Consider the following 21497-nt stretch of genomic DNA (forward strand, 5'->3'; position numbering starts at 1 on the left):
CGCCCGGCCCGACGGCGGTCGCACCTCGACTCCGCCACCCTCCCCCGGCGCGCGCCACGCCGAATCACCTGGTCAGTCCGCGTCGCGACCCGGCGGCCCGAGCACGCAGCACGGCCCGTCGCACAACGCCCCCTCCGGCCGACCGGACGGCCCGCGGCACGCCGCCCCCTCCGGCCGACCGGACGGCCCGGGGAACGCCAACGGTCCCGCGTCCCGCCCGGAGGTTCCCGGGCAGCGCCCTGATCCGAGCGGACAGCCCGGACGCCCGGACGGCACCGGGCAACGCCCACAACCCGCGACTCCGCCTCCCAGCGGACAACCTCAGGGCTACCGCGCCCCGAATGCGCCCGGTGACCGACCGGCCGCACCGCCCACCCGCACGCCGGAGGGCCCGCAACCGCACGACGCCCGAACCGGGACGCGCCCGCAGGGAGCGGACCCCGCTCCCCCGCGCTCCCGCGACGCGGCTCAACCGGACGCGCGACCGGACTCCTCAGCACCCCGCCGAGACGGTCCGGAATCGCCCCGCGCCGACGGACCACGAGCGGACGGACCGGCGCGCCCCGACAGCCGCCACTCCGCCGACGCGCGACCCGACCGGCAGCCCGACCGCCCGAACGGCGGCCCGGAACAACGGCCGCACGACGCGGATCAGCGACCCCACGACGGCGATCGGCAGCACCCGGACGCCGAGCCCGGCACGCCGGAACGCCAGCACCAGCTCGACCAGGCCGAAGCCACCCGCGACCGCACTCCCAGCGGTTCGTCGTACCACCACGACCAGAACATGCGGGACCTCGCGCAGCGCGTCCCCGACGACGGCGTGCACCACACCGTCGACGTGCACGCCTTGCCCGACGGCCGCGTCCGAGTCGGCGACCACACCTTCAGCGCCAAGGAGTTCGCGGACGTGCTGCGCCGCGACCCCGGCTACGACGGCGGGCCGATCCGCCTGCTGTCCTGCGACGCGGGCACCAGCGGCCTCGCCCGCGACCTCTCCCGCGAACTCGGCGTCCCCGTCACCGCACCCCGCGGCCTCGCATGGACCGACGGCAACGGCCGAGTCTTCGCCTCCGACATGGGCCCCGACGGCCGCCCCGGCTGGCCCCCGAACGGCAGCTGGGACACCCACCACCCCGACGGCACCGACACCCCGACCGGCAACGACGGCTTCCACCCGTCCCACGACGGCGAAGACCCGGGCCCGGCCCCGGACGACGCGGCGGCGCGGGGTGATGAGGAGCAGTCCCTCGATCGCGATACCGGTTTCGTGGCGAAACATCCGGACGAACTGCCGCCGGACCCGAGCAGACCACACGTGCTCGAAACTCTTGACCGAAATGACTGCGTCCCGTCCGATCCGGCGGACGGCCCGATCACGCACTACAAGGGGCAGCCGATCGAGGCCTATGTTCGAGACGTGATGACCGATCGGAACAAGCTGGTCAGGCAGCAGATCGAGGACGGCTCGATCACACCTGCGGACTGGCGGGGGAAAAACGTCGAGAAGTGGGCCGGGAAGAACGTGCAGTGCCTGTCGGTGTCCATCGACCGGCAGACCGGACGAATCTATGAGTCGATCAATGGGCCGGCCGACAAGGTCGTTCCCAACCTGGATTCCTCGCACCCGAGCTATGACCCGAAGCAGAACCTTCATCCCGTCATGCGGGAACGGCTTGACTCCATGCGCAGTACACCGATCGACGATGACCCGAACACCGGATACGTGCAGCCGGATCGACGCCCGGACGCGAACGGCGATCCGATCATGCGGGACGGCAAGCCATGGCGGACCGAGTTCCCCAATCCCTCGCCGCCGCTGAACCACGCCGAAGTCAAGAACCTCAACCAGATGCTGATCGACCGTGGCGTCCCCCACGACATCTCCCCCGCCGACTTGGATCGAGTCCTGGGAGAGATGCGAGTCGACAACACGTTCCCGCACACCGGAAAGATCCCAAACCCGGCGGCCTGTTGCGCTAACTGCCATCGCCTGGTGGCCGGAGTTCCCAGCAGCGCGGGTAGACTCCCCTACCCGCCTGGCCACCGACAGTACGAAGAGATTGGTCCGGAATGAGCGAGCTTCGGGTCGACGAAGAAGAGACCGACATGGACGCATCCGGTCGCGTCTTCTACCAGGATGAACCCTTCACCGGCGTCACTGTCGAAACAGCCCACGACGGCAGCGTCGTGTCGACCTACTCCTACTTCGCGGGATACCCGGACGGCCCCTATCAGGAATGGCGGACCCCGGATCTCTTGCGCAAGGAAGGGCGGATGCGAAACGGGATGCCGATCGGCACGCATCGCGAATGGCATCCCAACGGCCAGGTCGCCACGGAAGCCGAGTTCGACGATCACGGCTCACAAGTCGGCTTCCGAGCTTGGGACGAGAACGGGATTCAGACCTAGGAATGACCGAGGATTCATCGGTGGCGAACCGACGCGAAGATCGACTGAAGCCCGGTTGCGTGCACAACGCGCTCACGGGCACCGTCCAGCAGTAGCGGCGATCTGTCGCCGCGCTCCGGCGCAACTTCTCGACTTGCCCCCGCTGAATGAGGCCAACAGCGGCCTTGCCGCGAACACGTCGGCGATCCGCTTACATCTGCACTCGATGGACGCTATTGCCAAGTACGAACACTCGCTTTACGACATCCACCTCGACCTGGATTTCCCAGCAAAGGACGAGAATCACCCCGCGCGCCAGAGGAATCAGGGCTGAATTATTCCGAAGTCGAACAATCCCGAGAGCGACCCAACGAAGCGCCCCAGAAGAGCGCACAGCTTGACATCCCAGCACTTTGCCTATTATAGAAAAACTTTCTTCCTAGAAACTTCCGCAGTCGACAACCTTGACCGGGGATACCCACTCAATCCAATAAGTGACGACTTCGACGAACGAAACCACCTGATCAGGGAGGTCCTGTTCGCCACAACTGAAGGCATTCACCCCAGAAGCCGCGACGAATTCATGGTGAACACCGAGGAATTCCGCGCCCGCTACCTTCGCGGCGACGGGCCGATATTCGCCCTGCACGAAACAATCGCCGGAGTATACTGGCAGCGCAAAGCAGAAAACAGCAGATTCTCCGACCAGGAATGCGCCTTGATCCGAACACTCCGGCATCGGACTTTTCAGATGTGGACCGAAGAGCTCGAACGGATATTCGCCGGAGAGGCGCCCACCTTTCAATGCGAATCCATGATCTGCTGTTCAGCTACCCGCAGCATCAACAGACCTCGCACGTCCTCCTGCGCTTTTCCCGGGTCGTCACCGCAGTGGCGAACGGGATTCAGCTCGGCCCAGTTGGTCGGCGGTTCGGGTCGTCTCCGGCAGGCGGTAGCGGGGGGCGAGGCGGAGCACCAGGTCGCAGGCGGCGTCGAGGGTGTAGCGGTGGCCGACCGAGACGAAGATCGACTTGACGCCGGGCTGCGTGCGCAGCGCGCTTCCCACGGGTTCTCCGTCGAGCAGCAGCGGTGATCGGTCGCCGCGTTCCGGGCCCGGCGGGTCGTACTTCCCCAGCGAGGTCTTGCCGACTCCGATGCTGGGCAGGTCCGTGAGCACTCCGAGGTGGCAGGCCAAGCCGAAGCGCCGCGGGTGCGCCAGCCCCTGCCCGTCGCAGACCAGCACGTCCGGCTCGACGTCGAGCGCGGCCAGCGCCTCCAGCAGCGGCGGAGCCTCGCGGAACGCGAACAATCCCGGCACGTAGGGGAATTCCGCCCGCGCCCGAACCACCGAACTGTCCACAACGGACAGATCAGTCGGGTTCAGCACCGTGACCGCGGCGATGACGTCGTCGGAGCCCTCGGCGTAAGCGACGTCCAGCCCCGCGACGGTCCGCACGTCCTCGGGAACGCCGTCGAAGCGCACCATCGACCTCAACCGCTCTTGAACGGCGACGGCCTCGTCCTCAGCGGACGGCCACTCGTGCAACTCCCGAGCCCGAATCACACCACCACTCTAGGGCCATCCACGGCGAGCTCAGAGGCGGTTCCAGTAGGCATTGAGCCGGGCGATCGCCGCATCCTTGGACATCGCCTTGACTTCGATCTCCGGAACTCCGACCCGATGAATCAGCAAGCGGACCAACTCCGCCGGGAGTGAATCCGCCGGATCAACGGAAAAGCCTCGCGGAGTCTTCCGGTTGACGCACGCCCAGAAGTCCTCCTCCGACACCTGAAGCTGGTCGCGCAAGAGTGGCCCCACAAGCTCGGGCCGTGCGTGCTCCGGTCCGGGGGGATGGGAAATCCTGGTGTAACTGCCGTAGTGCACCATCGACGCACTCCCTCCGGCCTGCGCCGAAACTACGTCGAGTACGTGAAGTACGTTAAGTACTCGGGGTCATCGCTGGATGGACTTGATCTCCAGGAATTCCTCCAGGCCGTGCCTGCCGAACTCGCGGCCGTTGCCGGACTGCTTGTAGCCGCCGAACGGAGCGTTGGGGTTGAAGGCACCACCGTTGACGGCGATCTGGCCCGTGCGGATGCGCCGCGCCACGGCCAGCGCTCGGTCGTCGGAGCCGAACACCGCGCCGGACAGGCCGTACTCGGAGTCGTTCGCGATCGCCACGGCTTCGTCCTCATCGCGGTACGACAAGATCGACAGCACCGGGCCGAAGATCTCCTCGCGGGCGATGGTCATGTCGGGCGTGACGCCGGTGAACACGGTGGGGCGCACGTAGTAGCCGGTGTCCAGGCCTTCCGGTGCCTCCGGCCCGCCGACGGCGACCGAGGCGCCCTCGGCCACGCCCTTGCGGATGTAGTCGGCGACCCGGTCGCGCTGCACGTCGGAGACCATCGGGCCGATGCGGGTCGTCTCGTCGGTGGGGTCTCCGACGGTGTACTTGGCGACCGCGCCGACGGCGAGCTCCACGGCCTCGTCGTAGCGCGATTCCGGAACGAGCATGCGGGTGAGCGCGTTGCAGCTCTGGCCACCGTTGGGGAAGCACCCCGCGACGCCCAGCTTCACGGCCTTGGCGAGGTCGGCGTCCTCCAGCACCACGTTGGCGGACTTGCCTCCGAGCTCCAGGGCCACCCGCTTCACGGTCTGCGCGGCGACTTCCGAGACGCGGCGACCGGCGCGGGTGGAGCCGGTGAACGACACCATGTCCACGTCGCGGTGGGCGGCCAGCGCCTCCCCCACGACCGGGCCGGTGCCGTGCACGAGGTTGAAGACCCCTGCGGGCACGCCTGCGTCGGCGACGATCTCGGCGAAGATGGCCGAGGTGAGCGGGGCGACCTCGCTGGGCTTGAGCACCACGGTGCATCCCGCGCCCAGCGCGGCGGCGACCTTCGCCACGATCTGGTGCAGCGGGTAGTTCCACGGCGTGATCGCGGCGACGACCCCGACGGGTTCGCGGACGATCAGCGAGTTCTCCGACTCCTCGGTCCACGCGTATCCCGCGTCGAGCAGGTCGGCGATACCGCGCGAGGTGGCGACCGGAACGCTCGCGTGCACCTGGGTGGAGAAGCCGATCGGAGAACCCATCTCGGCGGTGACCGTGGCCGCGATCTCGTCGCGGCGCTTCGCGATGCCCTCGGAGATCCGGCGCACCGCGGCCGACCGCTCCGCCACCGGGCGGGACGCCCAGCCGTCGAAGGCGGCGCGCGCCGCGGCGACCGCCGCGTCCACCTCCGTCGCGGTGCCGGCCGGGACCGAGCCGATCACCTGCTCGGTGGCCGGGTTGACCACCTCGATCCGCGCTCCGGAGCCGGCGACGTGGTCGCCTCCGATGACGTGGTCGGTTCGGCTGGTCGTGGGCGCCGCCATGCGTTCCTCCCGAGGGTGACCGATCGATACGACACCGAGCGTGTCACAACGCTGGCGCGGAGCACACCGCTGTTCCGGAGCACCGGCTCGGCGATCAACCCCCGTCCGGCAACCGGGCCAGGAACCGCACCAGTTCCGCCGCGAACCGGTCGGGGAGCTCCACCGGCGGCGTGTGCCCGGACTCCAGCACGACCAGTTCCGAGCCCGGCAGCGAGCCGGCCAGCTCCTCCGCGTGCGCGAGGGTGCGGGCGCGGTCAAACCTGCCGTGCACGACGAGCGCCGGGAGCCGCCCGAGCTCGGCGAGCCGCGGAGCAAGGTCCGTGTCCCGCTGGCTGCGCAACGCCTCCAGCACGGCGTCCCGCGCCAGACCGGCAGGATAGGAGTCGAGCCGCTCCGCGACCTCCGCCGGGACCGGCAGGTGCACCGACCGCCGGGCGACCGCGCGCCACAGCTCCGGCCCCCACTGCTCGCGCACCCGGTCGATGATCGCGTCCACATCGCCGTGGCCGCGCATGTTCACGCCGCTGTCGCAGACGACCACGCCTCGCACCCGGTCGGTGCGCAACGCCGCGGACAACGCGATCACGCCCCCGGTGGAATGCCCGAGCAGCACGACCGGAGCGTGCCGCTCGGCCAGCAGCGCCACTTCGGCGCCCAGCGAGGCCATGTCGTGCGGTCCCGGCCACTCCAGCCACGGCGCCACGACGACGTCGGTCCCGGTGGCCTCCGCGAGCCCGTCGAAGATCACCGGGTCCGACATCGTCCCCGGCACGCACAGCAGCGCCGGGGCACCGGGCGTCCGCCCCGCTGCCCGGACGACCGCCACCTCCCGCACCCGGCCCCCTGAAGTCGGGGCCCGGCCACGTCGGCGACGAGGTCCGGGCCACCTGCGCGGAACGAACCGGATCAGCCGAACTGCGGGGACTCGGTGCGGGTCCGCTTGAGCTCGAAGAAGTACGGGTAAGCGGCCAGCGTGCGCGCGGCGTCGAACAGCTCACCGGCCTGCTCACCTCGCGGGATGCGGGTGGTGATCGGGCCGAAGAACGCGACGCCGTCCACGTGGATGGTGGGCGTGCCCACGTCCTCGCCGACCGGGTCCATCCCCGCGTGGTGGCTGGCGCGCAGCTCGTCGTCGTAATCGGTGCTGGTGGCGGCCTCGGCCAGCGACGCGGGCAGCTCGATCTCCGCCAGCGCCTCGCTGATCACCTGCTCGTAGTCCTTGCGGCCTTCGTTGTGGATCCGGCTGCCGAGCGCGGTGTACAGCGGGCCGAGCACGTCGTCGCCGTGGTGCTTGGCGGCGGCGATCGCGACCCGCACCGGGCCCCACGCCTTCTGCATCAGGTCCTGGTACTCCTCCGGGAGGTCCCGGCCCGAGTTCAGCACGGCCAGGCTCATCACCCGGAAGTTCAAGTCGATGTCGCGCACCTGGGCTACTTCCAGGATCCACCGCGACGAGACCCACGCGAAGGGGCAGAGCGGGTCGAAGTAGAAGTCGACCTTCGGACGCTCGGTGCTCATGAACAACCCTCCACTGTGCCCCGTGCGCGGCACGGAGCTCGGTCGGGCACGGGCGGAGACCCGCGCGGAAGCCGGTTCGGCGCGGGCGGACACCCGCGACAGGTACAACTCCGCGCCACCCCGAACTTCTTCCCAGTCGGCCGAACCGAATGGGGAATGTGCCGATATTCCCGGATGAACCGCCGCGGCACCCCGATCTCCCAGGTGTTCGTCCGCGCCGACCGACACGCCCGGCGGTGATGATCAGGCGTCGGGCGGCACCGCGCCGCTCCGGCGTGATTGGATTTCCAGCGCCCCGCACCGGCGCGGAACGCCGGTGCGCAGAATCCTACGAACAACGAGGTGATCCGTGGCCCCGCCGAACCTCACCCAGGACCAAGCCGAACAGCGCGCGGCGCTGCTCGACGTCGAGTCCTACGTGATCGAACTGGACCTCTCCGACGGCGCGAACGGGCCGGACGTGCGGACCTTCGGTTCCACCACGACGGTGCGGTTCCGCAGCGCTCGAACGGGGGCCTCCACGTGGATCGATCTGATGGCCGCCGAGGTGCGCGCAGCGACGCTCAACGGGGTCGAGCTCGACGTGTCCGGCTACGCCGAGGACTCCGGGCTCGCGCTTCCGGACCTGGCCGCCGACAACGAACTCGTCGTGCGCGCCGACCTGCAGTACACCAACACCGGTGAGGGGCTGCACCGCTTCATCGACCCGGTCGACGGCGGCGTGTACCTCTACAGCCAGTTCGAGACGGCCGACGCGAAGCGGATGTTCACCTGCTTCGACCAGCCCGACCTCAAGGCCACCTACCAGATCACGGTGCACGCTCCCGCGTCCTGGAAGGTCATCTCGAACGCGCCCGCCGAGATCACCGGCTCCGGCGAGCACCGCACGCACGTCTTCGAGACCACGAAGCCGATGTCGACCTACCTGGTCGCGCTGGTCGCGGGCCCCTACGCGGAGTGGCGCGACGAGTTCCCCGGCGAGGACGGCCAGGACCCGATCCCGCTGGGGCTGTACTGCCGCGCCTCGCTCGCCGAGCACCTCGACGTCGAGCGGCTGTTCACCGAGACGAAGCAGGGTTTCGCCTTCTACCACAAGGCGTTCGGGGTGCCGTACCCGTTCGGCAAGTACGACCAGTGCTTCGTGCCGGAGTTCAACGCGGGCGCCATGGAGAACGCCGGCTGCGTCACCTTCCTCGAGGACTTCGTGTTCCGCTCGAAGGTCACCGGCTACCTCTACGAGCGCCGCGCCGAGACCGTGCTGCACGAGATGGCGCACATGTGGTTCGGCGACCTGGTGACCATGCGCTGGTGGGACGACCTGTGGCTCAACGAGTCGTTCGCCACCTGGGCCAGCGTGCTCGCGCAGGTCGGCGGCACCCAGTACACCAGCGCCTGGACGACCTTCGCGAGCGTCGAGAAGTCCTGGGCGTACCGCCAGGACCAGCTGCCCTCCACGCACCCCGTGGCCGCCGACATCCCGGACCTGCAGGCCGTCGAGGTCAACTTCGACGGGATCACCTACGCCAAGGGCGCGTCGGTGCTCAAGCAGCTCGTCGCCTACGTGGGCCTGGAGAACTTCCTCGCCGGGCTGCGCGTCTACTTCGAGCGTCACGCCTGGAAGAACGCCACGCTCAACGACCTGCTGCTGGCGCTCGAAGAGGCCTCCGGGCGCGACCTGTCCTGGTGGAGCGCGCAGTGGCTGCAGACCACCGGGCTGAACATGCTGCGCCCCCGGTTCACCACCGACGACGAGGGCCGGTTCACCGAGTTCACCGTCGTGCAGAGCGGCGCCCGCCCCGGCGCCGGTGAGCACCGCACCCACCGGCTCGCGATCGGCGTCTACGACGACGACCCCGCCACCGGTGAGCTGGTCCGCACCCACCGCGTCGAACTCGACGTGAGCGACGAGCGCACCGACGTCGCGGACCTCATCGGCGTGCACCGCGGCAAGCTGGTGCTGGTCAACGACGACGACCTCACCTACTGCACGATGCGGCTCGACCCCGAGTCGCTGGCCACGCTGATCGACCGGATCGGCGAGGTCGAGCAGTCTCTGCCGCGGGCGCTGTGCTGGTCCACCGCCTGGGAGATGACCCGCGAGGCGGAGCTGAAGGCGCGGGACTTCGTGAGCCTCGTGCTGGGGCGCTCCGCGGAGTCCGGCATCGGCGCGGAGAGCGAGATCGGCGTGGTGCAGCGGGTGCTGCTGCAGACCCAGACCGCGCTGGCCTCCTACGCCGATCCGGAGTGGCAGCCGGAGGGCTGGAACCGGTTCTCCACCCGCGTGCTGGAGCTGGCGCAGGCCGCCGAACCGGGCTCGGACCACCAGCTGGCGTTCGTGAACTCGCTGGCGTCCTCGGTGCTCGGCACCGAGCACCTCGAGGTCGTGCGCGGCTGGCTGGACGGGTCGGCGCCGCTGGCGGGGCTCACCGTCGACACCGACCTGCGCTGGCTGCTGCTGCAGGCCCTGGTCGCGCACGGCGCGGCGGACGAGGCGGAGATCGACGCGGAGCTGGAGCAGGACAAGACCGCCACCGGCAGGCGCAAGGCCGAGCGCGCGCGCTCGCTGATCCCCACCCCGGAGTCCAAGGAACGCGCCTGGCAGCGCGCGGTGCACGACGACGAGCTGCCGAACGCGGTCAGCGACTCGATCATCGCGGGTTTCCAGCACCCCGGACAGCGCGAGCTGCTGGTGCCCTACGTCGAGCGCTACTTCGCCGAGATCGACGAGGTGTGGCAGCGGCGTTCCAGCGAACGCGCGCAGCCGACGGTGATCGGGCTGTTCCCGTCGTGGGCGGTGCGGCAGAGCACCGTCGACGCCGCGGACGCCTGGCTGGCCGGCGAACGTCCGGCCTCGCTGCGCCGGCTCGTCTCGGAAGGCCGGGCGGGCATCGTGCGGGCGCTGGCGGCCCGCGAGTTCGACCGCTCCTGAGCGTGGGAACGGGGCCGGACCTCATCGGTCCGGCCCCGTTCTCGGTTCGTGCGGGAGGGTCCTCGCGCCGAGGTCCGCTACCCGGAGACCGGCGCGCCCTCCCGGAGGGCTCAGTGCTGGGTGCCCGCCGCGTCGGAGAGCATCCGCAGCGCGCTGATCAGGCCGTCGATCAGTTCGCCTTCCTTGAAGGAGGCGACCATGGTCATCAAGGCCAGCTGGCAGCTGCGGTCGGGCACGCGGCGCTTCGACTCCGCGCCGGTGACGATCTCCACGGCGCGCTGCTGCGGGGACACCGCCAGCAGCACCCCCTCCTCGGCGCGCGCGCCCAGGTTGGCGTGCAGCGCCGCCGCGGACTCGCGGGTCTGCTCGCCGAGGTCGCCGAGGTAGATCGCGAACTCCAGGCCGGTGCTGCGGCTGGAGAGCGTGAGCGCCTCGTCGAGCCGGGCGAGCTGGCCGGTGCTGAACGGCAGGTGCCGCGCTTGCGGCTTGACCCGGCGGGCGATGGAGAGCCGCCCGGTCGCCGTCACGGCCTCGCCCGCCGCCAGCTCCTGCTCATCGGACCGGCTCACGCCGGTGATCTCACCAGTTCCCACGTGCGCCTCCCCGGTCGGTGCTGTGCGTGTGCTCGACGGCGTCGGACGCGGTCTCGGACGAGTCCAGGTCGCCGGGCGGAGCAGTGCTCACGCCTGCCGGGTTGGCAACCCAGAACACGGGCGCGAACTCCCAGTCCTGGCCTGCGCGATAACGGGTACGGGTCAGGCTCGACCGGAAGGCGATCACCGTGACCAGGAGGTACACGGCCGCTGGGATCACCGCCAGCACGAGGAAGGTCTCCACCACAGTCACGCCCAGCACGGTAGCCGATCACGCCGCCGCGTGGGATGACACCACGGCGACCGGTCGCGTTCCGGTGCGCGGGAGGCCGGTCGGAGCGCTTCTTCGACCCGACGCGGCGGCGACGTCCGCACCTGTGGACAAACCTGTGGACAACGCAGCGCAATTCCCGTGCAATTGCGACCGGAGAAACCGCGACTCGCCGGGAAGAATCTTCACCACCTGCGAAAACGCGCGAGGTAGCGGCGCCGCGGAAACGAACCGACGAGAATGCCCGCCTTTCGCACGCGCGTCGAACCCTGGTCCCGGACCCCGCGAAGCCGCACGAGCAACTGCTCAATTTCTAGTGAAAATCCCATACCGCCGAACGAGTGAATCGACGCCGCTCTTGACACGAGAGCGGATCCATGCGAGGAAGCTCCGGTCGAGCCCGCCGGCCACCCCAGGTCGTCCCTGCAGCCCGAAAAGCAGCGCTGAGCTGCGATTTCGCCCCGAAAATCGGCCCCGCCCACACCTCGCGGACACCGGAAGCACCGCTCTCGCCCGCCGAATCGCACGCGGACGGCGGGAACGGGACACCTGGCTACGACAGGTAGGCAGCACGCATCGTTTCAGTGACTCACCGTGATCATTCTGGCCCTGAGCAGGACAAGGGCTACCGAAAGTCACTAGTCAAGCGTGTTGCGCCTCACGTAATGTAACTCTTTCAGAGTAATCGCCGCCGCCAAATGGAGCCCATCCAGAAGGTCGCAGCAGGCGGCAAGTTGGCGGCTTGTTTGAACGCTTCCGCGCTTCTAGTTTTTCACCTGTATGGGTCTTGCATATTTGATCATTAGCCCCATAACTCGTCTATTGGCCTGCGGGAGGCACACCATGTCGATCATCGAAACCGCCGCTCAGCGTAATGTTGTCACCAATTCCTTCGATGCGCAGCCCCTTCTTGAACACGGTGCGCACACAGCCAGTGGCGTGCGGATCAGCGGCGGCCATCGCGGCGTGCGGATCAGCGGTACCGACCGCGGTGTGCGGATCAGCGGCGAGCAGCGCGGAGTCCGCATCAGCGCGCAGGCAGGCGTCCGGATCAGCGGCCGGCAGGGCGTGCGGATCAGTTCCCTTGATCGAGGTGTCCGGATCAGCGGCGCGGACAGGGGTGTTCGCATCAGCGGTGACCAGCGCGGCGTGCGGATCAGCGGCCAGGAACGCGGAGTCCGGATCAGCGGGCAGAAGCACGGCGTGCGGATCAGCGGCGAGGACCGCGGAGTCCGCATCAGCGGCACCGAGCGCGGCGTCCGCATCAGCGGCGACCAGCGCGGAGTCCGCATCAGCGGCGAGCACGGGCCGAACAGCCCCGTCGGGCGTCACGGAGTCCGCATCAGCTCGCGACACGGCGTCGGCATCAGCGGGCAGGAACGCGGAGTCCGGATCAGCGGTGACCAGCGCGGCGTCCGCATCAGCGGTCAGGAAAGCGGCGTCCGCATCAGCGGCGAGCACGGGCCGAACAGCCCTGTCTCGCATCACGGAGTCCGCATCAGCGGGCACGACCGCGGGGTGCGGATCAGCGGTGAGCAGCGCGGCGTGCGCATCAGCTGCGCGGACCGCGGAGTCCGGATCAGCGGGCGGCACGGCGTGCGCATCAGCGGTACCGGACGCGGTGTGCGGATCAGCGGCAACCAGCGCGGCGTGCGGATCAGCGGCGAAGACCGAGGCGTCCGCATCAGCGGGCAGGAACGCGGGGTTCGGATCAGCGGTGACCAGCGCGGAGTCCGCATCAGCGGGCAGGCCGGAGTCCGCATCAGCGGGCAGGAACGCGGCGTGCGCATCAGTGGGCGCAGTGCCGATCAGCTCGCCGCGGTGGCCTGACGTGCTCCCAGCAGGTTCACGCCGCGGACTCGCCCAGGTAGGGCAGCCACAGCGGATCGGTCTCGGACAAACCCGCGATCAGCCGCCAGTGCCTGCCGCGCGGCGCGTGCGGGGCCACCGGCAGCTGCCAGCCGAGTTCGCTGAGCGTCTTGTCGGCCTTGCGGTGGTTGCACTTGGTGCAGCACGCCACGCAGTTCTCCCACGCGTGCGGCCCGCCTCGGCTGCGGGGCACCACGTGATCGATCGTCTCGGCTCGAACGCCGCAGTACACGCAGCGATGCCCGTCGCGGTGCATCAACGCGGAGCGGGTGAGCGGAACGCGTCCCCGGTACGGAACCCGTACGAAGCTGCTCAGCCGGATCACCGAGGGCACTTCGTGGCTGCTCGTCGCCGAGTGCAGCGTCATGCCCGCCGAGTCTCCGTGGACGACCTCCGCCTTGCCGCAGACCAGCAGCACGATCGCCCTGCGCAGCGGAAGCGCGGTCAGCGGTTCGAAGGTCGTGTTGAGCAACAGCACCCGCCGCTTGCGCCACGGGGGTACCGGATCACCCGACTGCACGCAGTGCTGCGCCGGTGCCTGGCACAGCGCCGCCCGAGACGCGAGCCCCGTGGCCGCGCCTGTCCGAGTCGGTATTCGGTCGTGCACGCGACCACCTCCACCGGTTGGCAAGAACCAGTCGACCACAATCGACACCCCGAACGCACGTGTGATTCACCACGTGCTAGTCACCCGCGCCGCGGTACGAACCCGAGGTCGCGACGGTCCGGGAGAGGTCGATGAGCCGACCGGCACCACTGGCGTCGATCGTATGGGCTCCGGTGTTGATCGTTCAGGGTGAATTCGGTGAACGCCGCCGCCGAACCGCCGCAGCGGGCACCCGCACCCGTATCGTCGGCGAGCGTGACGAAGGTTCAGCCGCCCCTGTCTTATCCGCACGCCGAACGCGCCGACACGGTCGACGACCTGCACGGCAGGCGGGTTCCCGACCCGTACCGAGGCCTTGAAGACCCGGCCGACCCGACCACCGAGTCGTGGTCGGCCGCGCAGGACGAGTTCGCGCGGGCGCGACTCGACGAGCTCCCCGGACGTGCGGAGATCGCGCGGAACTTGACGTCCCTGCTGGCAGCGGGGTCGGTGTCGGCCCCGGTGTGGCGCGCCGGGCGGGCGTTCTTCACCCGCCGCGCGCCGGGGCAGGAGTTCCCGGTGCTCTACCTGCTCGACCACGACGGTTCCGAGCGGCCGCTGCTCGACGTCACCGAGCTGGACCCGTCCGGCCTGACGACGCTGGACCGCTGGTCGCCGAGCCTGGAAGGCGACCGGCTGGCCTACCAGGTGTCGGTCGGCGGCGACGAGGAGTCGCTGCTGTACGTGCTGGACGTGACCACCGGTGAGCTGGTCGAAGGCCCGATCGACCGCTGCCGCTACTCGTCGATCTCCTGGATGCCGGGCGGTGCCGAGTTCTTCTACGTGCGGCGGCTGCCGCCGGAAGCGGTGCCCGCGGGCGAGGAGCAGTTCCACCGCCGGGTGTGGCGACACCAGGTCGGCAACCACCCCGACGACGACCTGCTGATCCACGGCGACGGCCTGGAGCACACCTTCTACTACGACGCCCGCGTCTCCCGCGACGGCCGCTGGCTGCTGATCCACGGCAGTCCGGGCACGGCCCGGCGGGACTCGATGTGGATCGCGGACCTGTCCGCGGGCGGCGAGCTCCGCCAGGTCATCGACACCTCGGAGGGCATCCGGGCCTCGGCGTGGGTGGAGCGCGACGGCAGGCTGTACGTGCAGACCACGCTGGACGCACCGCGCTGGCGGCTGTGCGTCACCGACCCGGAGACCCCGGAGCCCGCGCACTGGCAGGAGCTGATCCCGGAGGAGCCGGACTCGGTGCTGGAGGCGGTGCGCTGGTTCGACGACGGCACCGACGACCCGAAGCTCGCGGTGCTGCGCACCAGGCACGCGGTCTCCGACCTGGCCTTGCACGACCCCGTCACGGGCGAGCGCACCGACGAGGTACCGCTTCCCGGCACCGGCCAGATCACGGCGCTGACCGCGGTGGACGAGGACACCGAGGGCGACCGGGACCGGCTGTGGATCGGCTGGACCGACTTCGCCACCCCGCCGTGCGTGCAGCTCTACGCGCGGGCCTCCGGCACGACCCGGCAGGATCGGCGCGCTCCCGGTGCGGCCGAGCTGCCGGAAGTGCACGCCTCGCAGGTCGAGTACACCTCGAAGGACGGCACCACCGTCCGGATGTTCCTGCTCACGCCCACCGCGGAACCCGATCAGCCTCGACCGGCGATGGTCACCGGCTACGGCGGGTTCTCGCTGTCGATGGAGCCCTCCTACTCCCCCACCGCGCTGGCCTGGGTCGCCGCGGGCGGGGTGTGGGCGCTGCCGTCGCTGCGCGGCGGCGGTGAGGAAGGTGAGCAGTGGCACCGCGCGGGCATGCGCGAGAGCAAGCAGAACGTCTTCGACGACTTCCACGCCGCGGCCGAGCACCTGGTCGCCACCGGGTGGAGCTCACCCCAGCAGCTGGCGATCACCGGCGGCTCCAACGGCGGCCTGCTGGTGGGCGCGGCGCTGACGCAGCGCCCGGACCTCTACCGCGCGGTGGTGTGCTCGGCTCCGCTGCTGGACATGGTGCGGTACGAGAAGTTCCTGCTGGGCCGCACGTGGAACGAGGAGTACGGCACCGCCGACGACCCGGACGAGCTGGACTGGCTGCTGTCGTACTCGCCGTACCACGCGGTGACCGAGGGCACCGCGTACCCGTCGGTGCTGTTCACCGTCTACGAGTCGGACACGCGGGTGGATCCGAACCACGCGCGCAAGATGTGCGCGGCGCTGCAGCACGCGACCGCTTCGGACCCGGCCCGACGTCCCGTGCTGCTGCGCAGGGAGACCGAGGTAGGACATTCCGCCCGTTCCGTTTCGCGTACGGTAGGCCTGGCGACCGACCAGATCGCCTTCCTAGCGGAGGCCACCGGGCTCCCCCTCGCCTGAGCGGTCGCCACTTCTGACAACAGTCGCGGAAGGCACGTGCCACGTCCGGTGCGGTGCCGGCTGCGGGAGCTGCGGGCGGCGGGGCGTCCACAGCTCCCGGTCTTCAGCCGGACGGCACCTTCGACGTGGTCAGCGGCCTTCGGTGACGCGCACAGGTCGACGAAACACCCGAGCATGGAGACCCCGACCCATGACACCCCCGCTGTTAACCCAGCCCAACTGCGTCCAGGACGACGGCAGCTGGTGCCAGACCGTCTTCTCCTGGACCGGCAACCAGTGGCTGGCGATGTACTCGGACCTGCTCATCGCCAAGCCGCTGAACATCTTGATGATCATCGTCATCTCGTTCTTGGCCCGCTACTTCGTGCACCGCACGATTTCCCGGCTGACCAGGGGCAACGGCGGCAAGACGCCGAAGCTGCTGGTGCCGCTGAAGGAACGCCGCAGCGATGCCGCCGGGATGGCGCTGCTCTCGGAGCGCCGCGTGCAGCGCGCCCGCACGATCGGGTCGGTGCTCAAGTCGCTGGCCTCGTTCGTGATCTTCGGCCTCGCGCTGATGTACGTGCTGAAGTCCCTGGGCATCGAGCTCGGTCCGATCCTGGCCTCCGCCGGGGTGCTGGGCGTCGCGGTGGCGTTCGGCGCGCAGAACCTGGTCCGGGACTTCCTGTCCGGGATGTTCATGATGGTCGAGGACCAGTACGGCGTGGGCGACATCGTCGACCTCGGCGAGGCCACCGGCACCGTCGAAGCCGTCGGGCTGCGGGTCACCACGCTGCGCGACCTCAACGGGACCGTCTGGTACGTGCGCAACGGCGAGATCCTGCGCGTCGGCAACTCCAGCCAGGGCTTCGCGGTCGCCGTCGTGGACTTCCCGATCTCGCACACGAGCTCCGTGGAGAAGGCGATGGAGGTCGCGACGCGGGTCGCCACCGAGGCCGCATCCAGGGAACCGCTGTCCAAGGACGTGATGGACCCGCCGGAGATGCTCGGCGTGGACCAGATCACCTCGGACACGATCACGCTGCGCCTGACCGTGAAGGTGCGGCCCAGCACCCAGTGGGCGGTGCAGCGCAGGCTCCGCGTGGCGATCAAGCGGGCCTACGACGACGAGGACATCCAGCCGCCCTACCCGAACGGACGGCCGCAGATCGACTCGGCCCAGGTATGAGCACCGCCGCCGGCAGGGGAGGATGGAACGCGTGAGCGCACCGGAGACCTTCTACGACCAAGTCGGCGGCGAATCCACCTTCCACTTCATCGTGGCCCGGTTCTACGAGGAGGTGGCCAAGGACGAGCTGCTGCGCCCGCTGTACCCGGAGGAGGACCTGGGGCCCGCCGAGGAGCGGCTGCGGCTGTTCCTCATGCAGTACTGGGGCGGGCCGCACACCTATTCGGACCGTCGGGGCCACCCCCGGCTGCGGATGCGGCACGCACCGTTCAAGGTGGGCCCTGCGGAACGGGACGCATGGCTGCGCTGCATGCGGATCGCGGTGGACGAGGCCGAGCTCGACGACGAGCATCACCGGCAGCTCTGGCAGTACTTGGAGATGGCGGCGCAGAGCATGATGAATTCGTGGTTCTAGGAGCCTGATCGTTTGTCATGAACGCACCGGTGGGGGATTCGGGAGCGGCGGCGGTCGCGCCTTGGTGGCGCGATGCCGTCTTCTACCGGGTCGACCTGCGTTCGTTCGCCGACGCCAACGGTGACGGCGTGGGGGATCTCGACGGCGCCCGGCTGCGCCTGGGGTACCTGGAGCTGCTCGGTGTGGACGCGCTGTGGCTGACGGCGCTGACGGCGAGCCCGCTGACCGATCCGGAGCGCGGTCGCGGCGTCGACCCGGTGCTGGGCGAGCTGGAGTCGTTCGAGTCGCTGGTGGACGAGGCGCACGCCGCGGGCCTGCGGGTGGCGATCGACGTGACCGCGCAGCGCGACCTGGTCGACCGGATCGGCACCGACGGGCACGAGGTGTTCGCGACGTCGGTGCGGTTCTGGCTGGACCGCGGCGTGGACGCCTTGCGGGTCGCGGTGGCTCCCGGTGCGGGCGAACCCGCGGGTGCCGCGGTCCGCGAGGTGCTGGCCAGGCTCTCGCCCATCGCGGCGGACTACCCGGGGCGCGGCATCGGGGTGCTGATCGACGAGTCGTGGTTCGACGGTTACGACGACCACGACGGCTGGGACATCGGCATCGATCTGCGGCTGGGCCGCACGTTGTTCGACGCGGCGGAGTTGCGCGAGGTCATCACCAGGATGCTCGCGTCAGCGGAGATGCTGGGAGTGCCCGCGGTGTGGGTCGTGACCGGCGAGGACCGGATGCATCCGGTGACGCGGTTCGGCGGTGGCGCCACCGGTGAGGCGCGGGCTCGGGCGTTGGCCCTGGTGACGCTGGGCCTGCCGGGCATCGTCGGGCTGGACACCGGTGAGGAACTGGGCCTGCCCAGCGCAGGCGGCACGCGCTCGACGTCGCCCGCGCGCGGCCCGATGCCGTGGGAGGGCGAAGAACCGTCGTTCGGCTTCTCACCGGTGCCGGGCGGCTGGTGGCCGATGTCCTCGGAGTGGGCCTCCTACACCGTGGAAGCCCAGCTGGAGGACCCGAATTCCACGTTGTCGCTGTACCGGCGCGCGTTGGAGCTCCGCAAGGAGCATCCGGCGCTGCGCGGTGACCAGGTGTCGTGGTTCGGAGCCCCGCCCGGGTGCCTCGCGTTCCGCCGGGAACCGGGTGAGCTCACCTGCGCGTTGAACGCGTCGGCGGAACCGGTGACGTTGCCGCCGGGTGAGGTGCTGCTCTCCAGCGGCGCGCTGGAGGGCGAACGGCTGCCGCCGAACACCGCGGTGTGGCTCATCTGACCCCTCCCGCGACGAGCGAGGCGCTCGCCCGACCGCAGTGCCCCACTGGGCCGTTCCCCTTGCGCTTCCGGTGCGATGAACAAATCACGGAACCGTCACCCGATCAGCCCAATCGGGCGATCGCCGGAGCGCTGGATCAGGGCGAACGCGCAGGCGGGAGCGGGTACCGGCGCCGCACCCAACGCGCCGGACGACCTTGCGGCGAGCGGGTCACGACCGGCGGGTAAGTTGTGCAACGCCCGAGTTCCGCCTTCAGTCTCTTTCAGGACGTCATGACCGCAGCGAGCCCGGCACCTCGCCACGAGGCCCAGCGCCGTGATCAACGCCCCCGGACAGCCCGCGGTAACCGGCTGCTCGGTGTGGACCTGGCCCGATTTGTCGCCATCTTCGGCATGTTCGTGATCCACTTCGGGGCGCCGTTCAGCGGCGGCTTCGTCGAGATCGGCCTGGCGCAGGCCTCCAGCGGGCGCGCGACCGCGCTGTTCACCTTCCTGGCCGGGGTCTCGCTGGCGATGCTCACCGGGCGCGGAACCCCGCTGACCGGGGCCGCGTTGCGGGACGCGCGGGTGCGGGTCGCGATCCGGGCGGTGCTGCTGCTGATCATCGGGCTGGCGCTGGCGAAGGCGACGGAAGCGACGGGCTTCCTGCTCACCGTGATCATCCCGTTCTACGGCGTGTACTTCCTGCTGTCGCTGCCGTTCCTCGGGATGGGGCCGCGCGGCACCGCCATCGCCGCCGGGGTGCTGGTGGTCGCCGGTCCGCAGGCCTCGTACCTGCTGCGCAGCATGCTCGCCGGGAACAACTCGGTGGCGGCGGCGGTGGGGGCGTTCAACTCCGTCGACCCGGGACGCCTGTTCGCCGAGCTGGGCGTGCTCGACCTGACGCTGCTGGACTTCTACCCGGCGGCGACGTACCTCGGGCTGGTGCTGGCGGGGATCACCATCGGCAGGCTCGACCTGCGCTCCCGCGCGGTGCGGCTGCGGCTGGGCATCGGCAGCGTGCTGGTGGCGGTGGTGACGTACACGACCTCGGCGCTGCTGGGGCTCGTGACGGGCCCGCTGCCGGAAGTGCTCACCGAGGGCACCGTGCCGATCGAGCACCCGGAGTTCCTGCTCGCGGCCCGCCCGCACAGCGGCTCCACCTTCGAACTGCTGGGCTCGCTGGGCGTGGCGGTGGCGATCCTGGTGCTGTGCCTGGAGCTGGCGGACCGCTTCGAACGCCCGCTGCTCCCGCTGATCAAGGCCGGGACGATGGCGCTCACCCTGTACGCGCTGCACGCGCTGGTGATGGCCTGGCAGATCGTCGTCGGCGGCTGGCCGATGAGCGGGGTTCCGGAGACGCTGGACAACCTCGCGAGCATGGGCCAGGCCGCCACGTGGATCCCGGACCTCCCGGCGTTCCCCCCGGACGGGCATCGCCCGGAGGGCATCGTCGGGCTCGTGAACACCTACATGTCGGAGCTGTTCCTGGTGTTCTCGCTGGTGTTCGCGACGATGTGGAAGCGGTTCTTCCGCCGCGGCCCGCTGGAAGGCGCGGTGAGCACCGCGGTCACCTGGTGCACCGAGCGCCTCCAGCCCCGCCGCGCCTGACCCCGGCGAGCACCGCGCGCCCGCTCACATCAGCAGCGGCAGCAGCGCGTGGCGGCGGCGGACCACCGCGCCGAAGCGCGAATCCAGCCGCAGCCAGGAATCGGTCGCGCTGACCCGCACGATCTCCGACTCCGCCGGGTCCGAGACGAGGAAACCCATGCCGGAGAGCACGAACAGGCAGCGCAGCGGGATCTTCACGTCGAGCCCGGAACCGCTGACCGTGAACACCTCCTGATCGAGCAGCGAAGCGGGCGGGGTGCCCTTCGGCCCCACGTTCTCCTTCGCCACACCGATCCCGCGGTCGGCAACCTCGCCGACGAGCTTCGCGGGCAGGTCGTCCACCCGCCGCCAGCCTTCCGGCGGTGGCAGCTCGGAACGCCACAGCAGGTCCCGCGGCGGCCCCGGATCCATCTTCGGGCCACCCGCGACGGTCAGCGCGGCCAGCAGTTCGTTGCCGGACACGGTGAGGTCCGCGGGATCCGCCTCGCCTCCCACGGAGCGCGTGCACAACGCGTCGAACGGCGTCACCGCCCACACGTCGATGCGTCCGGTGTCCCGGCGGTTGCGCAGCCGGATCGCCGTCTGCGAGTCCAGCCGCACCGAACGCGCCACGAACGCGCCGAGGTCGTCGCGTTCCACCGGGTCCGGCATTCGCAGTTCAGGCACGGTCCTGCCCCGCTTCCGAAGTCGCGTGCGCGAGCTGCCACTCGGCGAGGAACGTCCGCTCGTCGGCGGTGAGCCTGCGCGGGCGCCCGGCCTTGAGGTCGTAGGGCACCATGACGGTCTCGGCCGTGGCGACCTCCGCGGAACCGCTCGTGGACGCCGAGTAGTCGATGACGAACGAGGCCGACTTGAGGTCCCGCACCGACAACCGCACCTGCAAGGTGCCCGCCGAATGCGCCACCGGGATCCGGTAGTCCACGGCGAGGCGCGCCACGACCATGCCTTCGGCCATGCCGAGCAGTCCCTGCCTGCCCGCTTCGGTGAACAGCAGCTCCACCCGGGCCTCTTCCAGCAGGGTCACCGTCCTGGCGTGGTTGACGTGCCCGAACGCGTCCATGTCGGACCAGCGCAGCGGAACATCGGCTACGAACGCACCCACTCGTCGGTGTCCTTTCCGTGGTGATGGCTGAGGCTCACCC

General features: G+C 70.0%; 22 protein-coding genes. 10 read left to right on the forward strand and 12 right to left on the reverse strand.

The features are described 5' to 3' along the window. Nucleotides 1–493: 493 nt before the first annotated feature. Nucleotides 494–778 carry a hypothetical protein gene (locus OOZ19_RS27330; RefSeq protein WP_266093037.1) on the reverse strand — a complete coding sequence of 95 codons (285 nt, stop codon included), beginning with the start codon at nt 776–778 and terminating at the stop codon, nt 494–496. Between the two features lie 9 nt (nt 779–787). Here OOZ19_RS27330 and OOZ19_RS27335 point away from each other — a divergent pair, with 9 nt between their 5' ends. The 3 genes from OOZ19_RS27335 to OOZ19_RS27345 all read left to right on the forward strand — a co-directional run bounded on the left by OOZ19_RS27335 (nt 788) and on the right by OOZ19_RS27345 (nt 2725). After that, nucleotides 788–2077 carry a DUF8616 domain-containing protein gene (locus tag OOZ19_RS27335; protein ID WP_266093038.1) on the forward strand — a complete coding sequence of 430 codons (1290 nt, stop codon included), beginning with the start codon at nt 788–790 and terminating at the stop codon, nt 2075–2077. Continuing rightward, entirely contained in the window at nt 2074–2412 is a 339-nt protein-coding gene (locus OOZ19_RS27340; RefSeq protein ID WP_266093039.1) for a toxin-antitoxin system YwqK family antitoxin, read from the forward strand. Before OOZ19_RS27335 ends, OOZ19_RS27340 begins: the two co-directional genes overlap by 4 nt. Nucleotides 2413–2545: 133 nt before the next feature. Beyond that, the gene (locus OOZ19_RS27345) at nt 2546–2725 is read left to right on the forward strand and encodes a hypothetical protein (RefSeq protein ID WP_266093040.1); all 180 of its coding nucleotides are present in this window, start codon (nt 2546–2548) and stop codon (nt 2723–2725) included. A gap of 105 nt (nt 2726–2830) precedes the next feature. Here OOZ19_RS27345 and OOZ19_RS27350 read toward each other — a convergent pair whose 3' ends face one another. The 6 genes from OOZ19_RS27350 to OOZ19_RS27375 all read right to left on the reverse strand — a co-directional run bounded on the left by OOZ19_RS27350 (nt 2831) and on the right by OOZ19_RS27375 (nt 7291). Further along, on the reverse strand, nt 2831–3196 hold the full coding sequence (locus OOZ19_RS27350; protein ID WP_266093041.1) for a hypothetical protein: 366 nt from the start codon (nt 3194–3196) through the stop codon (nt 2831–2833). A gap of 78 nt (nt 3197–3274) precedes the next feature. Beyond that, complete coding sequence (locus OOZ19_RS27355; protein WP_266093042.1) at nt 3275–3955, reverse strand: endonuclease V; 681 nt, start codon at nt 3953–3955, stop codon at nt 3275–3277. Nucleotides 3956–3985: 30 nt separating this feature from the next. Then, complete coding sequence (locus OOZ19_RS27360; protein WP_266093043.1) at nt 3986–4279, reverse strand: hypothetical protein; 294 nt, start codon at nt 4277–4279, stop codon at nt 3986–3988. 66 nt (nt 4280–4345) lie between these two features. Beyond that, a complete protein-coding gene (locus OOZ19_RS27365) occupies nt 4346–5773 on the reverse strand; it encodes an aldehyde dehydrogenase family protein (RefSeq protein WP_266093044.1) in 1428 nt (475 codons plus the stop codon). A 94-nt stretch (nt 5774–5867) separates the two neighbouring features. Next, nucleotides 5868–6608: an alpha/beta fold hydrolase gene (locus OOZ19_RS27370; RefSeq protein WP_266093045.1), complete on the reverse strand. Its 741-nt coding sequence runs from the start codon at nt 6606–6608 to the stop codon at nt 5868–5870. A gap of 71 nt (nt 6609–6679) precedes the next feature. Further along, nucleotides 6680–7291 carry a mycothiol-dependent nitroreductase Rv2466c family protein gene (locus OOZ19_RS27375; protein ID WP_266093046.1) on the reverse strand — a complete coding sequence of 204 codons (612 nt, stop codon included), beginning with the start codon at nt 7289–7291 and terminating at the stop codon, nt 6680–6682. Between the two features lie 349 nt (nt 7292–7640). On the opposite strand from OOZ19_RS27375, the gene pepN reads away from it, so the two are divergent. Next, a complete protein-coding gene (pepN, locus tag OOZ19_RS27380; RefSeq protein ID WP_266093047.1) occupies nt 7641–10220 on the forward strand; it encodes an aminopeptidase N in 2580 nt (859 codons plus the stop codon). A 110-nt stretch (nt 10221–10330) separates the two neighbouring features. Here pepN and OOZ19_RS27385 read toward each other — a convergent pair whose 3' ends face one another. Then, nucleotides 10331–10813, reverse strand: coding sequence for a DUF5130 family protein (locus OOZ19_RS27385; protein WP_266093048.1), 483 nt, complete (start codon nt 10811–10813; stop codon nt 10331–10333). Then, the gene (ctaJ, locus tag OOZ19_RS27390) at nt 10800–11066 is read right to left on the reverse strand and encodes an aa3-type cytochrome oxidase subunit CtaJ (protein WP_266093049.1); all 267 of its coding nucleotides are present in this window, start codon (nt 11064–11066) and stop codon (nt 10800–10802) included. Before ctaJ ends, OOZ19_RS27385 begins: the two co-directional genes overlap by 14 nt. Nucleotides 11067–12023: 957 nt before the next feature. Between ctaJ and OOZ19_RS27395 the strand changes: the two genes are divergently transcribed. Further along, nucleotides 12024–12914 carry a hypothetical protein gene (locus OOZ19_RS27395; RefSeq protein ID WP_266093050.1) on the forward strand — a complete coding sequence of 297 codons (891 nt, stop codon included), beginning with the start codon at nt 12024–12026 and terminating at the stop codon, nt 12912–12914. A 16-nt stretch (nt 12915–12930) separates the two neighbouring features. Here OOZ19_RS27395 and OOZ19_RS27400 read toward each other — a convergent pair whose 3' ends face one another. Beyond that, nucleotides 12931–13473, reverse strand: a complete 543-nt coding sequence (locus OOZ19_RS27400; RefSeq protein WP_266093051.1) for an HNH endonuclease — start codon at nt 13471–13473, stop codon at nt 12931–12933. 342 nt (nt 13474–13815) lie between these two features. Here OOZ19_RS27400 and OOZ19_RS27405 point away from each other — a divergent pair, with 342 nt between their 5' ends. The 5 genes from OOZ19_RS27405 (at nt 13816) to OOZ19_RS27425 (ending at nt 20355) form a co-directional block, all read left to right on the forward strand. Continuing rightward, complete coding sequence (locus tag OOZ19_RS27405) at nt 13816–15921, forward strand: prolyl oligopeptidase family serine peptidase (RefSeq protein WP_266093052.1); 2106 nt, start codon at nt 13816–13818, stop codon at nt 15919–15921. A gap of 190 nt (nt 15922–16111) precedes the next feature. Next, complete coding sequence (locus tag OOZ19_RS27410) at nt 16112–17089, forward strand: mechanosensitive ion channel family protein (RefSeq protein WP_266093053.1); 978 nt, start codon at nt 16112–16114, stop codon at nt 17087–17089. A 22-nt stretch (nt 17090–17111) separates the two neighbouring features. Next, complete coding sequence (locus OOZ19_RS27415) at nt 17112–17504, forward strand: globin (RefSeq protein ID WP_266093054.1); 393 nt, start codon at nt 17112–17114, stop codon at nt 17502–17504. A 17-nt stretch (nt 17505–17521) separates the two neighbouring features. After that, nucleotides 17522–18766, forward strand: a complete 1245-nt coding sequence (locus tag OOZ19_RS27420) for an alpha-amylase family glycosyl hydrolase (RefSeq protein ID WP_266093055.1) — start codon at nt 17522–17524, stop codon at nt 18764–18766. A 272-nt stretch (nt 18767–19038) separates the two neighbouring features. Continuing rightward, on the forward strand, nt 19039–20355 hold the full coding sequence (locus OOZ19_RS27425; RefSeq protein ID WP_266093056.1) for a heparan-alpha-glucosaminide N-acetyltransferase domain-containing protein: 1317 nt from the start codon (nt 19039–19041) through the stop codon (nt 20353–20355). Between the two features lie 24 nt (nt 20356–20379). Here OOZ19_RS27425 and OOZ19_RS27430 read toward each other — a convergent pair whose 3' ends face one another. Beyond that, nucleotides 20380–21021: a DUF8010 domain-containing protein gene (locus tag OOZ19_RS27430; protein WP_266093057.1), complete on the reverse strand. Its 642-nt coding sequence runs from the start codon at nt 21019–21021 to the stop codon at nt 20380–20382. Then, the gene (locus tag OOZ19_RS27435; protein ID WP_266093058.1) at nt 21014–21457 is read right to left on the reverse strand and encodes an acyl-CoA thioesterase; all 444 of its coding nucleotides are present in this window, start codon (nt 21455–21457) and stop codon (nt 21014–21016) included. The genes OOZ19_RS27430 and OOZ19_RS27435 overlap by 8 nt, the downstream gene beginning before the upstream one ends. Between the last annotated feature and the right edge of the window lie 40 nt (nt 21458–21497).

This window comes from Saccharopolyspora sp. NFXS83, assembly GCF_026241095.1.
Lineage (GTDB): Bacteria > Actinomycetota > Actinomycetes > Mycobacteriales > Pseudonocardiaceae > Saccharopolyspora_C.

Coding starts and splice junctions, on each gene's coding strand:
- OOZ19_RS27335 (WP_266093038.1), top strand. CDS start 788: ATGCGGGACCTCGCGCAGCGCGTCCCCGACGACGGCGTGCACCACACC.
- OOZ19_RS27340 (WP_266093039.1), top strand. CDS start 2,074: ATGAGCGAGCTTCGGGTCGACGAAGAAGAGACCGACATGGACGCATCC.
- OOZ19_RS27360 (WP_266093043.1), bottom strand. CDS start 4,279: ATGGTGCACTACGGCAGTTACACCAGGATTTCCCATCCCCCCGGACCG.
- OOZ19_RS27365 (WP_266093044.1), bottom strand. CDS start 5,773: ATGGCGGCGCCCACGACCAGCCGAACCGACCACGTCATCGGAGGCGAC.
- OOZ19_RS27375 (WP_266093046.1), bottom strand. CDS start 7,291: ATGAGCACCGAGCGTCCGAAGGTCGACTTCTACTTCGACCCGCTCTGC.
- OOZ19_RS27410 (WP_266093053.1), top strand. CDS start 16,112: ATGACACCCCCGCTGTTAACCCAGCCCAACTGCGTCCAGGACGACGGC.
- OOZ19_RS27415 (WP_266093054.1), top strand. CDS start 17,112: ATGGAACGCGTGAGCGCACCGGAGACCTTCTACGACCAAGTCGGCGGC.
- OOZ19_RS27420 (WP_266093055.1), top strand. CDS start 17,522: ATGAACGCACCGGTGGGGGATTCGGGAGCGGCGGCGGTCGCGCCTTGG.
- OOZ19_RS27425 (WP_266093056.1), top strand. CDS start 19,039: ATGACCGCAGCGAGCCCGGCACCTCGCCACGAGGCCCAGCGCCGTGAT.